General features: G+C 68.3%; 12 protein-coding genes. 6 read left to right on the plus strand and 6 right to left on the minus strand.

The window, feature by feature from the left end:
- Positions 1 to 1,493: 1,493 nt before the first annotated feature.
- Positions 1,494 to 1,706 carry a hypothetical protein gene (locus E0504_RS51040; RefSeq protein WP_165938867.1) on the plus strand — a complete coding sequence of 71 codons (213 nt, stop codon included), beginning with the start codon at positions 1,494 to 1,496 and terminating at the stop codon, positions 1,704 to 1,706.
- On the opposite strand, the gene E0504_RS47950 is transcribed toward E0504_RS51040, so the two are convergent.
- Both E0504_RS47950 and E0504_RS47955 read right to left on the minus strand, forming a co-directional pair.
- On the minus strand, positions 1,699 to 2,571 hold the full coding sequence (locus tag E0504_RS47950) for an alpha/beta fold hydrolase (RefSeq protein WP_112104760.1): 873 nt from the start codon (positions 2,569 to 2,571) through the stop codon (positions 1,699 to 1,701). The two genes, E0504_RS51040 and E0504_RS47950, sit on opposite strands and share 8 nt — an antisense overlap.
- Positions 2,568 to 2,990 carry a helix-turn-helix domain-containing protein gene (locus E0504_RS47955; RefSeq protein ID WP_131627873.1) on the minus strand — a complete coding sequence of 141 codons (423 nt, stop codon included), beginning with the start codon at positions 2,988 to 2,990 and terminating at the stop codon, positions 2,568 to 2,570. The genes E0504_RS47950 and E0504_RS47955 overlap by 4 nt, the downstream gene beginning before the upstream one ends.
- A 186-nt stretch (positions 2,991 to 3,176) precedes the next feature.
- Here E0504_RS47955 and E0504_RS47960 point away from each other — a divergent pair, with 186 nt between their 5' ends.
- Both E0504_RS47960 and E0504_RS47965 read left to right on the plus strand, forming a co-directional pair.
- Positions 3,177 to 3,680 (plus strand): MarR family transcriptional regulator, encoded by a 504-nt coding sequence (locus E0504_RS47960; RefSeq protein ID WP_200835145.1) that lies wholly within the window; start codon positions 3,177 to 3,179, stop codon positions 3,678 to 3,680.
- A gap of 100 nt (positions 3,681 to 3,780) precedes the next feature.
- Positions 3,781 to 4,812 carry a dihydrodipicolinate reductase gene (locus E0504_RS47965; RefSeq protein WP_112104763.1) on the plus strand — a complete coding sequence of 344 codons (1,032 nt, stop codon included), beginning with the start codon at positions 3,781 to 3,783 and terminating at the stop codon, positions 4,810 to 4,812.
- Between the two features lie 21 nt (positions 4,813 to 4,833).
- Here the strand turns inward: E0504_RS47965 and E0504_RS47970 are convergent, their stop codons facing one another.
- A complete protein-coding gene (locus tag E0504_RS47970) occupies positions 4,834 to 6,165 on the minus strand; it encodes an MFS transporter (RefSeq protein WP_207974727.1) in 1,332 nt (443 codons plus the stop codon).
- 300 nt (positions 6,166 to 6,465) lie between these two features.
- On the opposite strand from E0504_RS47970, the gene E0504_RS47975 reads away from it, so the two are divergent.
- Positions 6,466 to 7,149, plus strand: a complete 684-nt coding sequence (locus E0504_RS47975) for a TetR/AcrR family transcriptional regulator (RefSeq protein ID WP_112104771.1) — start codon at positions 6,466 to 6,468, stop codon at positions 7,147 to 7,149.
- 415 nt (positions 7,150 to 7,564) lie between these two features.
- On the opposite strand, the gene E0504_RS47980 is transcribed toward E0504_RS47975, so the two are convergent.
- Together E0504_RS47980 and E0504_RS47985 are read right to left on the minus strand one after the other, a co-directional pair.
- Complete coding sequence (locus tag E0504_RS47980) at positions 7,565 to 8,563, minus strand: 2-hydroxyacid dehydrogenase (RefSeq protein WP_112104764.1); 999 nt, start codon at positions 8,561 to 8,563, stop codon at positions 7,565 to 7,567.
- Positions 8,564 to 8,964: 401 nt separating this feature from the next.
- Positions 8,965 to 9,813: an NAD(P)H-binding protein gene (locus E0504_RS47985; protein WP_131627874.1), complete on the minus strand. Its 849-nt coding sequence runs from the start codon at positions 9,811 to 9,813 to the stop codon at positions 8,965 to 8,967.
- A 57-nt stretch (positions 9,814 to 9,870) separates the two neighbouring features.
- Here E0504_RS47985 and E0504_RS47990 point away from each other — a divergent pair, with 57 nt between their 5' ends.
- On the plus strand, positions 9,871 to 10,383 hold the full coding sequence (locus E0504_RS47990) for a MarR family winged helix-turn-helix transcriptional regulator (protein ID WP_112104767.1): 513 nt from the start codon (positions 9,871 to 9,873) through the stop codon (positions 10,381 to 10,383).
- A gap of 30 nt (positions 10,384 to 10,413) precedes the next feature.
- Positions 10,414 to 10,983, plus strand: a complete 570-nt coding sequence (locus E0504_RS51045) for a hypothetical protein (RefSeq protein ID WP_160144222.1) — start codon at positions 10,414 to 10,416, stop codon at positions 10,981 to 10,983.
- A 137-nt stretch (positions 10,984 to 11,120) separates the two neighbouring features.
- Here E0504_RS51045 and E0504_RS48000 read toward each other — a convergent pair.
- Positions 11,121 to 12,201: DUF2252 domain-containing protein (locus E0504_RS48000; RefSeq protein ID WP_131627876.1), on the minus strand; the 1,081-nt coding region annotated here is incomplete at its 5' end.

Genomic DNA, 12,201 nt, shown 5'->3' on the forward strand with positions numbered 1-12,201 from the left:
CACCAGCCACGGTCGTACCACCCACGGTCGGCCCGCCAACCGCGGTACCGGCACCACCAGCCACGGTCGTGCCACCCACGGTCGGCCCACCAACCGCGGTACCGGCACCAGCGCCGCCGGCGACCGTCGTACCACCCACAGTCGGCCCGCCAACCGCCGTACCGGCACCACCAGCCACGGTCGTGCCACCCACGGTCGGCCCACCAACCGCGGTCTGAGCAGAGGCGGGCGCTGCGAAGGCGAAGGTCACAGCCGCCGGAACCGTGGCTAGCATTGCATAAACGCGGCTCTTGTTGAGAGTCATGACACTCCTCTGCTCATTTTCTGGCAGGGCCGTCGAGGTAACTGCGCTACTAGGCTCGGACCGCTCAACGGCGACCTGCGCTTCACCATCAGATGGAGGACGGGCGATGCATGGCCCGGCCGCCAGTATCCCCGCCAGATGCAGAAAGAATGTCGATGGAATGAGAAAAGATCTATCGAATATCATCCTGGCCATCCACCGCACCAGCCCTCGGTGCGGCCGAAAGCGCCGCCGGCTCGCATCTTTCGCCTGGCCTGTATGGCGGGCTGGTGGATTATCCGGAGCCGCGTTCCGCCGGTTGGTTGTGTCGCCGTGGCGTGACGATCCTGGTGGCTGCCGCGCGGAGGCGCCGGTCCGGGGCCGGTGTCCTCGGGTCGCCGGGGCAGGGTGTCTGTAGGCCCTACCCGAGGCTGGACAGGGCCCACGCCGGACGGCGACTACCCACCCCGGCGTAGTGAGCGGGTGGGTGCGGCACGGCGGTCCGGGCGCGGCGGTCGAGACCGCCGCGAGACCCAGACCGGGACTAATGATCATAAGGTGACCCTCAAGTCACCAGCACCGTCCGCACCCGCTCGACATCGGAGTGTCGCAGCCGCAGGACGGGTACACACAAAGCCTACGGACACGCAGCGGAGGGGGCGGACGAGCGTGATGGGACACAGGCGGCGGACCGCGATTCCACGATGGCAGCCGGCCTTCCGTGCGGGCCCCGATGAGGTCGGAGCTCCAGCCGGAGCCGCCCGGGCTGGTGTGACCGCCACGGCCGCGCTCATGCTGTTGCTCGCCGCCCCGGCCTCCGCCCAGATCGCCGACGCCCCGTCAGACGGCTCAATGCCTGGGACCGCGTGTGTGACGAGGATGACCCCGACGGACCCACCGAGGTTCATCCAGTCCGGCCCCGGGTGTGGGCGCAGCTGAACCACGAGTCGATGTCGACCAGGAAGAATCCGTTCGGTTCGGGACCCTTACCCAACCAGCTTGTCGCCGATCATTCCGGAATCTGCCCCGGGAACCGTTCCCGCCCGTCGGTGGCGAGTTGCGTACAGATAGGCGGATTCACTGAATGGCGCCAGTATGGTGGTTTCCAGAAAATCGCAGTGGAATCCACCGAAACCCGGACCTCCGGAAATACAGACCAGGAGGAAGGACGCTGCGAGGTGATGATCGACCTAGGCGGGCCGGAGGCGACGTGCTCCGCGAGCTCAGCCCGACCGGGGAGCCGGTCACCATCCACCGGTGCTCCTTCGAGGACGGGCTCTACGACGCCGCCGTCAACGCCGCCGAGTTCGCGAACACCTGCGAGATCGACTGTCCCCGACCACATGCGCCCTGGCTTTCCCGGGGGAGCCGGTCGGGCCTTCGCCGTCGAGGGGAGATCAATGCGGAGCGCGGGATCAGCTGAGCAGGAAATCGAGGATGGGCTGGGTCTGGCCGGTGATGCTGTGTGCCACGCCGGGGAGAACCGTGGCGATGGCGTGCGGGATGGTGCGAGTCACTCGCTGGGCAGTCTCATGGGAGTCGAGCATCGCGTCGCGCTCGCCGACGATCACGAGCGTCGGCATGGTCAGGTGACGCAGGGCGTCGTCGGAGAACAGGGGCAGGCGCTCGGTGCGGGGCCTGAAATGGCGGTGGGTCAATACCATGTAGTCGAGGAACTCCTGGGTACGCGACGCGTCCAGGCCGCTGGCGGTCTGGATCGCCGTGAAGTCGAAGCCGGCTACCGTTTGCAGCGTCTTTCGCAGGCCCCACTCCCCGAAGGGGCGCAGCATGATCGCCTTGGGCACCCAGCCCACCTTCTGCCTGCCGAGGCCCCCGGGGCACATGGCGACCAGACGCTCCACCCGATCCGGCCGTCGCGTCGCGTAGTCCAGCGCCAGCCACCCGCCGAGCGACGCTCCGACGACGGCTGTACGTGTGATCCCCAGCGCCCCGAGCACGTCGTCCAGCCACAGCGCACAGGCCTCCGAACTCAGCGGGGGACGTCTGGGCTCACTCAGGCCCGGCTCGCCGATCAGGTCGACCGCGTGGACGCGGAAGTGCTCCGCCCATGCCGGGATGTCACTCATCCACATCGCCGCGTTGGTGCCCGAGCCGTGCAGCAGCAGAAGGGGCGGCGAGCCCGGAGCACCGGACGCCACGACGAATGTCTCCCCTTCTCGCGTCGGGAGGCGCAGGTGCTCGGCCGGCACCGGCCAGCCGCTGAGGATCTCGGCGTAGCGCCGCCGGACCTCGTTCCCGCCCGCCTGGGTCCGGTAGATGGCGGTCATGACTCGAGGACCGCCTTGACGTGCTCCAGCAGCCACACGGTGTCGTCGATCCCAGCCAGAATAATGATCTTCATGCGCGCCCGTTCCTCGTCGTAGACCGTCTCGATCCGCACGGGTGCGTCGCGCCGATGGGCGGTCGCGGCGGTGAGCAGGGTGCTCACCCGGCTCGCCGTGTCGGGGCTGACCGCCTCGACCTCGACGATGCTCGACACCCCGAAGTGCCGCTCACGTGCGACCGTCTCCCGGGCGGGCGGCGACAGCGAACGGCCGGTGAAGACCTCGAGGTCCTCATGCGCGATCCGGTACTGCTTGCCGATCCGCACCGCCTTCAGCTGCCCGCCACGCACGTATCCGCGCACTGTCCGCACATGCAGGCCCAACAGGTCGGCAACTTGATCAACCGAGTAGAGACGCTCCACAAACGCAGCTTAACACGACCATTAGAACGTTTGTTTAGGTAATGATAAAGTAGTTTGAAGCGAGAGATGCGAGCCAGCGGAGCTGGGTCATCGGGAGCGAGGGCCGCCACCGCAAGGCGAATCGCGGATTTCCTTAATTAAGTTAAGTAAATTGACTACACTACCTGCATGTCCGCGCAGCAACCCGTGATCACCGACTCGGCCGTATCCCCGGAGACGATCGAGCTTGAACAAGCAGTCAACCGGATGGCACATCTGCTCACCCGGACCAGACGGCACGAGCGGATGAAGATCGCTTCCGGGGTGCCGCTGGATCGGGCCACCATGGCCGTCCTACGTCAGCTCGATGAGTCCGGGGCCATGCGCCCGGGAGAGCTCGCGGCCCTCCTGCAGGTGGAGGCCCCGCACGTCACCCGGCAGGCGCATCTCCTCGAAAAGGCCGGCCTCGCCACGCGCGTCCCTGACCCCGACGACCGACGGGCACAGCTCATCGAGCTCACCCCCTCGGGACGGGCGGCGGCGGACCGGATCCGGGCAGCGAGCCGACGCGCGGTGCAGGCCGCCCTGGCGCAGTGGTCACCGCGGGAGCTGCACGACTGCGGGACTCTTCTCCACCGGCTGGTCGACGACTTCGTCGCCCACGCCGCCGAGGAGGCGAGCGAGGCGGCCGGAAACGCCCTGCCCGCCTGACTTCCAGGCAGTATCGCCCGTCCACCAGCCGGAGCCCGGGCTGCAGACTCCGGGCCACCGAAGCACCGTACCCACGGACATCACAACAACGAGGTGAGACATGGACACAGGTCGGTATCGAGTCGCGCAGTGGGCCACGGGCCACACCGGGATGAGTTCACTGCGATCCGTGATCGAGCACCCAAGGTTCGACCTCGTCGGCGTGTACGTGTACTCGGACGCGAAAGTCGGCCGTGACGCCGGCGAGTTATGCGGCGTGGAACCGACCGGCATCACCACGACCAGGGACATCGAGGAGATCCTCGCCGCCCGGCCGGACTGCGTCATGTACATGCCGCTGCTCGATCACGAGTCGATCGACGACATGTGCCGGTTACTGGCGTCGGACGCGAACATCGTGACCACCATCACCACCTTTCACCACCCCGGCAGCGTGGACCCGGTGGTCCGGGCCCGGATCGAGAAGGCGTGCGAGCAGGGCGGCACGTCGCTCTACGACACCGGATCATGCCCGGGGTTCATCACCGAGGTCCTCCCGCTGGCGCTGACACTGATGGAGCGCCGTCTCGACCGCTTCACGATCGACCAGTTCGCCGACCTCTCGACCCGCAGGTCCCCGGAGTTCCTCGGAAAGTTCTTCGGGATCTACCCGGACGGCGCGGACCTCAAGGACGGCGCGGACCGGACGGCGAGTACCGACGGGGCGTCCCTGCGGCAGATCGCCGATGCGATGTCGGTCCCTCTCGACGACCTGACGGCGACGTCGAAGGTCGCGGTGGCGGTGAACACCGTGGAGATCGGCGTCATGACGATCAGGGCCGGGACGGTCGGGGCCTGGCGGCAGCGGATCGTCGGGTACCACCAGGGGAAACCGCTGCTCGAGTACTCACGAACCATGTACGTGACGAAGGACCTGGAACCGGCCTGGGACGTGCTTGACACCGGATGGCACATCACCGTCCGGGGCGATGCTCCGATGGACCTCGACCTCCGCTTCGCGACGGAGAGCTACGGCTGGTACTCCCCCGGTATCAACGCCAACCTCCCCGTGAATAGCGTGCCCGCGGTGTGCGCGGCACCGCCGGGCATCCTCACCACCGCGGACCTGCGGCTGATCCCCAGTTTCGGCTGATCCCCGGCGTTGGCGGCGGGGTCACGCGTCGGCGGAGGCCGGCGGGCGGCGGCGGGGCACGAACGTGGTGATGGCCAGGGCGAGCAGGGCCGCGGCACCGCCGATGACCATGGCCACCCGCAGGCCGTTCTGCCCGGGGACGGTGGCGCCGGCGACTGTGATGGTGATGCCGGCCAGTACGGCTCCCCCGACCGCGCTGGCAATGGCGGCACCGACGGTCCGCATGAGGCTGTTGAGACTGTTGGCGGCGCCGGTCTCGGAGATCGGGACCGCCGCCATGATGAGCGCCGGCATGGCGCCGTAGGCGAGCCCGATCCCGGCGCCGATGACGGTGGTGACCATCATGAGCTGCCAGATGGCGGACATCAGCCCGACACCCAGGCCGTAGCCGGCGGCGATCACGACGGCGCCGGCCATCAGGGTCGTCTTCGGCCCCCTGGCGGCGGAGATGCGCGCGGACAGCGGGGAGACGGCCATCATCACCAGACCCGTGGGCGTCAGGACCAGGCCGGTGACCAGCAGTGACTTCCCCAGTCCGTAGCCGGTGGCGGTGGGCAGCTGCAGTACCTGGGGCTGCACCAGCCGGACCGGCATGGTGGCCACCCCGAACATGACCGAGGCGAGGTTGGTGACCAGCACCTGACGTCGCGCGCTGGTGCGCAGGTCGACCAGCGGCTGCCGCGCGCGCAGCTCCCAGCGCCCCCACGCCACCAGGACCGCGACACCCACGACGGACAGGCCGAGGGTGCGACCGCTGGCCCAGCCCCAGTCGGCCCCCTGGGAGATCGCCAGCAGCAGGCACACAAGCACGGTCGACAGCCCGGCCGCGCCGACCAGGTCGACGCGCCCGCCGGTGCGGGCCTGGGATTCCGGGACCAGCCGCAGCACGAGTGCCGTGGCGAGGACACCCAGCCCCGCCGAGATCCAGAACAGCAGGTGCCAGCTGGCGTGGTCGGCGATCAGGGCCGCCGTGGGCAGTCCCACCGCGCCGCCGACGCCGAGCGAGGAGCTCATCGTCGCGGTCGCCGAACCGAGGCGCTCGGGTGGCAGCTCGTCGCGCATGATGCTGATCCCCAGCGGGATGACTCCGGCAGACAGGCCCTGGAGTGTCCGCCCGACGACCAGCGGGATCAGGGTGGTGGACAGCCCGGCGACGGCCGAGCCGACCACCAGCAGGCCGAGGCTGGCCAGCAGCATGCGCCGCTTGCCGTACATGTCCCCGAGCCGGCCCGCCACCGGGGTGGCGACGGCGGAGGCGAGCAGCGTCGCGGTGATCGCCCACACCGTCCCGGACGCCGATGCGTGCACCAGCCCGGGCAGCTCGGGAAGCAGCGGGATCACCAGGCTCTGCATCGACGCGACCACGATCCCGGCGAACGCCAGAACCGCCACGACGGCACCCGGCGCGGTCCCGTGGCGACGACGACGGCGTCATCGGCAGCTGTGTCAGCGGCGTCGGCAGCAGCGTCGGCGGAACTGGCAAGATCGGCGGGTCCGGTGAGGGGGTGGGACACAGACGAGCCTCCGGCCAGGAGAGCGACGTAAGATCAATTAATTCACACGTTTTATCGGATTAAATCAGATGACTAAATTCGCCGGCGCGAACGGCAGATCGATCATGTCGCCACGGCCGGTTCGCGGGAGGTGCCGACGATGACGGGTAGGGCGGTGCGGCCGGAGCGGGGCAGCGCGACCCGCGAGATGATCCTGAACACCGCAGAGCGGCTGTTCGCCGAGCGTGGAGTGCACGCGGTGTCCAACCGCCAGGTCAGCGAGGCCGCGGGGCAGAGCAACAACGCCGTGGTCAGCTACCACTTCGGCACGAAGGCCGACCTGGTGCGCGCGATCGCCCGCCGGCACTCCGACCAGATGGAGCAGGTCCGGGTGAACCTTGTCGCCGAGGCCGCCGGCTCCGGCGACCTCCGCGACTGGGTGGCCTGCCTGGTTCGGCCGTTCACCGAGCACCTGGCCGCCCTGGGCAGCCCCACCTGGTACGCACGATTCCGCGCCCAGGTCGTGAGCGACCCCGCCCTTCGCAGGATCACCGTCGAGGAATCGCTCAAATCCGCCTCGCTGCGCCTGCTCCTGGTAGGCCTGAACCAGTGTCTGCCCGACCTGTCGGCCGACATCCGCGCCGTTCGGTGGGTCATGGCACGTCACCTGATCGCGCAGATGTGCGTCGAACGTGAACGCGCCCTCGCAGAGGGCACCCCGACCCTCGAGCCGAGCTGGGACGCCCTCGCCGCCAGTCTGATCGACGCGCTCGTCGGCCTGTGGCAGGCCCCGGTGACGCCGGTCCCGCCAAAGGAAAACGCAGCCGACAAGACAAAGCGGTAGTGACGGCCGGCGCACTGAACTGCCGCCGGGAGCGAAGTCAGGTGGCCACGATCGTTGCCGCGAGTGCCGCCCGATGGTCCGTGGAGCAGGTGCGGGCCGCCCTCGTGGTGGATCGGCACCGTCGGCAGGCCGGGCTCGATCCACTCGATCCGTTCCCGGCGGCATCGGGGTCGTCGGTTTCGGTGGGCAGACGGGTCATACTGGCCCCAGCGTAAGGATGTTCCAGCCATCGCACTACCGCGGACGGGGCCGGGGTTTCCGGGATGCGACCAATGGCGGGAACTGCCGCGGAGTGGGCGGCGGCTCAGGTCGCGGGGGTGCGCGATCACCCTGGCAAGGGCTGCCTCAGGGGATGAACGCTTCACTGCTTATGAGGGCCGGCGTGGCAGGGGTCCGTGTCGAATTACGGCCGTTCTCAGTCGCTTGTTCTGATCGGGAACTGTGGTCCTTCGCCTCGTTCGAAACCCTGGAGATTGGCGATCGTGACCTCAGCGATCCGCGTCAGCGCATCGGTGGTGAAGAAACCCTGATGCCCTGTCACCAGGACGTTCGGGAACGTCAGTAGCCGCGCGAAAAGATCGTCGTCGAACGCCCCTCGTTCCGACCTGTCCTCGAAGAAGAGGGCGTTCTCCTCCTCGTAGACATCGATTCCGAGATAGCCGACAATCCCGCTCTTGAGGCCGGAGACCACGGCGACTGTGTCCAGAAGACCGCCACGACTCGTGTTCACGAGCATCACACCGCGCTTCATCCGAGCCAGCGCATCGGCATCGATGATGTGGTGTGTAAGCGGGGTCAACGGGCAGTGCAGTGATATGATGTCCGACTCGTCGAGAAGCTGGTTCAGTGCGACGTATCCGACGCCGAGTCGTTCGCATTCCGGGTTACGTCTGACATCATATGCGATCACTCGACATCCGAATCCCGTCATGATCCGCGCGAAGACGGTGCCGATCGCCCCAGTGCCGACCACTCCTACGGTGCGTCCGTGGAGGTCGAAACCAAGTAGGCCGGTGAGAGCGAAGTTGTAATCACGCACCCGGTTGTAGGCCCGGCACACATGGCGGTTCAGGGCCAGGATCAAGGCGACTGCGTGCTCGGCGACTGCATGCGGACTGTAGGCCGGCACGTGGGCGACGACAATACCGAGCGAACGAGCACAAGCAAGGTCGACATTGTCATACCCAGCCGAGCGCAGCACCACCAGTCGGATGCCGTCCGCGGCGAGCCTGGTCAGCACGCCGGCCGACACCTCATCCTCAACGAACACGCAGACCGCGTCATGTCCCTGCGCTAGACCCGCAGTCTGTTCGGTCAACCGGTGCTCAAAAAAATTGAGCTCCAGGCTACCGGTCTGAGCGCCACTCAGGAAGCGGCGGTCATAGTCCTTCGACGAGAAGACCACGACCCGCACGTTTCGTCCCCGTTCTTTCGTCATGCGTCTGTGTCTTTCCGAGCAATACCGACGCAGAGACGGCGGCAGCACACGACCTGGCCACGATCATCCTTGCTGGGCGTCATTTTACCCGATGTCATTACTCACGGCGCCCATCTCCCAGGCCTGCCCGGCGTGTCGGCCGGAAAGCATGCAGGTGATGCGCTGGCCCCTGAGACCGCCAGGCATAGCGGGACGCGGTTGAGCGCCCTGGTCGACCCTGACCAACCGGCGGTCCCCGGCGACGGGCTCCCCTACGCACAACTGGCCCGCGAATGCGACGGTGACGGCCACGGCCAGCCGAGGCAGGAGCGATGCCGAGAGGCATCCACGGATTGTGACCGACCCTCCAGATCCTCGACGACGATGCCGACCAGTCGTCAGCGAGGCTGGAAGTGCCTCCGGTGGGCTTCGGCCCAGGAGCGGAACGGCCGGGCCGGATGACCGGTGATCCGTTCGACCGTGTTGTTCACGGGGGCTGTCAGGCCGACGCTCGCCGCGGCCACGTCGAGCAGGGTCTCCAGGATCGGGCGGGGGATGCCGCCGTCCTCGCGTTCCAGCGCCTGCTCACGGGTCAGATCGTCCACGGGGATCTCGACGCCGAGGACATCGCCGATGACCGCGACCGTGTCCCGTAGCCGAAGCGACCGCGGGCCGGTGAGGATCTGCATCCGAGACCGGTGGGTGCCGCGGGTGAGCAGGTCGGCGGCGACCTCCGCGATGTCGTCGGGATGGATCGGTGTGAAGGAGGCGTCCCCGAAGGCCATCGCGACCCGCCCGGTCGTCCGGATCTGGTCGGCCCAGTCCCGCCGGGCATTGGTGGCGAGCCAGCTCGGGTAAAGCACGGTGTGCGCGATCCCGGACTCGGCGACGGCCCGCTCGACCGCGCGGTGCACCAACCCGATGGGCTGGTCGAACTCCCCGACCTCATAGGCCGCCGGCGAGGACAGCAGCACCAGATAGCGCACGCCGACCTTCGCGGCCATCTCCAGGAACGCATCGACCGAGCCGATGACCGGATAGAGGAAAACGGCGTCGACGCCGCGCAGCGCGTCCGCTCCGGCGACGCCCGGGTCGGTGAGGTCGAGCTCGACCGGCTCGGCTCCGCCAGGCAGCCGTAGGGTCGTGCTGTCGCGGGCCGACCCGCGGACCGGATGACCGGCGGCGTCCAGTCTGGCTGTCAGGCGTGACCCGATGTTGCCGCGGGCGCCGGTGACAAGAATGGCCATGACACTCCTGCGGTGAGGTCAGAGGTACACATTACATTTGCTAGCAAAGCATCTTTCATGGCAAAGCTAACTACGCGAGGGAGGGGCGTGTCAACCAACCCCGGGCACGGCGACGAGGTCGACGTAGACGAGGCCGTCCGAGCACTCCTGCTACTGATGCCGCAGCTGATCGGACGGATCAAGCGGACACCGCCGCCGGACGAGCTGGCCGGGCTGGCCCTCGGCCCCCGGCACCTGTCGCTGCTGTCCTACCTGCTCTTCGACGGCCCCATGACCGTGAACGCCCTGGCCACACGGTTGGAGGTGGCACCAACGACAGTCAGCCTCATGATTGCCGACCTCAGCCGCGGCGGGGTCGTGGAACGCCACGAGGATCCCGACGACCGGCGGCGCCGCATCGTGAGCATCGCCGACGCCAGCCGCCCGGCGATCGAGGGATGGCTCGGTCCGGGCGCCGCCGCCTGGCGCGAAGCCCTCCAACCGCTGACCCCGGCCGAGCGCAGCCTGTTCGTCGAGACCCTGCGCGTCTATGAACGCGCCTCCGGCAGGCGAGCCTCACCGGCCAGCTGAGCTGGAACCATCAATCGACGGGGGCTCGAGGTGACGATCGAGACGCTGGTGGCCGAGGGTGACAGATTCGAGGATGGCCGTGTCGTGCTGCGGATCTCCGTCACACGCGAGGGCTCGGGCGCCGTCTTCGATGATCCGTCGCACGCGGTGCGATGCTACGCGTACGGGTTCGACCCTCGCGTCCACCGCGACCCGCCCGACCACATCGACTGCCCCGACCTTCCCGCGCTCGTCCTTCCCGAGCCGTCGCCCGCCCCTTCGCTCCCGCTCGGCACCCTGGAAATCCTGGCCAGGACGCTCGAGAAGATCCCCGCGCAGCAGCGGCTGGACGACACCGCGGTGCGCCTCGCGGTCGAGAAGTCGTTCTCGGACACCGACGTTCGCGTCGAGGTGGCGCGACCCGAGGGCAGCACCCCGACGTCACCGCTCGGCATCGCACTCGCCGCCGGCAAGGACGACTGCGCGCTCGGACGGGTGGCCGTGGACCAGAACGCCTCCGTCACGGTCTGGTACGTCCCGCGTGTACTCGCGCAGCCAGGCGAGCTGGGCCGCCACGCTGCCGATGGCGCACTCGAACCGGGTCAGCGGCCACCGCACTGACCTGGTCACCCCCGTCCCCGCGATGAAGAGCACGTACAGCCACAGGAGAAACCCGAAGAACAGCAGCATCGTCCAGAAGGCCGACAGAAGTGGGTAATCCATGACGGAGCCCCTTTACGTACGTCAACAGCGATTTGTCAACGACGTCTCGTTGGAGACCTATCTGAACCTCGCGCAACCACACGGTTCGCTCGTCGGCCTGCCGTACTGATCCGTCCGGACCGCGCGGCCTCGGCGAGCGCCGCGAAATCACGTTCGTTCTGGTCCGCATAGGCCTCGGCGAACCGGACGATCGCCCGGTCGAAGGCGTCTCCGGCGCCGAGGTAGGCCCCGATCGCCACACGGTCACCTGAGCGGGCGTGGGCCCGGGCGAGGGTCGCCCCGCACAGCCGCGCGAACAGGGCGAGGCCCTCGGGGTCCATGCGTTCGGGGAGCGCGACGCCCTTCCAGTCCTGCAACTGGCGGATGTAGAAGTCACGGCACTGCCCGTCGATGCCGCCCACCCGCTGCCAGCCCAGAAAGATGTCCCCGGCAGCCTGCATCAGACGTTGCCCGGCGACGACCCGCTCCCCCTGGTTGCCATACCGACTGCCGGGCAGATGATCAGCCAGGACCGACGCCTGCGCCTCCTTGACCTGCAACAGCAGCGGGTCGTCACGGTCACGGCCCAGCAGCAGCGCCACCCAGCAGCGGGTACCCACACTGCCGACACCGACGACCTTGCGCGCGACGTCGACGAGCCGATACTGGGCGAGCAACGAACGCCGGTCATCCGCCAGGGTGGCGCCGTACCGGTCGATGACGGTCGTGAGCTGACCTGTCAACAGGTCATGCTCGGCCCCGCGGAGCAGCTCACGGACCGGGACGAGCAGCGGCGGGTCGGAGACGAAACGAGGCTGGCCCTCGGTCACCTCGGTCAGCCGGGCGAACGCCCGCCGCCGGTCACGGGACCGGGCACTGATCGCCGCACGGGACAGACGCCGGGAGTACCGCCGACCCAACACGCCCGCGAACCGACCCTGCAGCTGATCCACGTCGACGTGGGCGTACCAGACATCGAGGTTGGTCATGGCCGCGAACCGGCGCATCCAGGCCCGGTACGCACCGATCGCCGCGATGACGGCCGCCTGTCGGCCCGCCGGCGCGAACCCGTTGCCACGGCCGGCGATGACCAGGCTCGCGGCCAGCCGTTTCACGTCCCACTCCCACGGGCCGGGA

Source organism: Parafrankia sp. BMG5.11 (assembly GCF_004337455.1).

Coding starts and splice junctions, on each gene's coding strand:
- E0504_RS47965 (WP_112104763.1), top strand. CDS start 3,781: ATGGACACAGGTCGGTATCGAGTCGCGCAGTGGGCCACGGGCCACACC.
- E0504_RS47970 (WP_207974727.1), bottom strand. CDS start 6,165: ATGCAGAGCCTGGTGATCCCGCTGCTTCCCGAGCTGCCCGGGCTGGTG.
- E0504_RS47975 (WP_112104771.1), top strand. CDS start 6,466: ATGACGGGTAGGGCGGTGCGGCCGGAGCGGGGCAGCGCGACCCGCGAG.
- E0504_RS47990 (WP_112104767.1), top strand. CDS start 9,871: ATGGCAAAGCTAACTACGCGAGGGAGGGGCGTGTCAACCAACCCCGGG.
- E0504_RS47950 (WP_112104760.1), bottom strand. CDS start 2,571: ATGACCGCCATCTACCGGACCCAGGCGGGCGGGAACGAGGTCCGGCGG.
- E0504_RS47985 (WP_131627874.1), bottom strand. CDS start 9,813: ATGGCCATTCTTGTCACCGGCGCCCGCGGCAACATCGGGTCACGCCTG.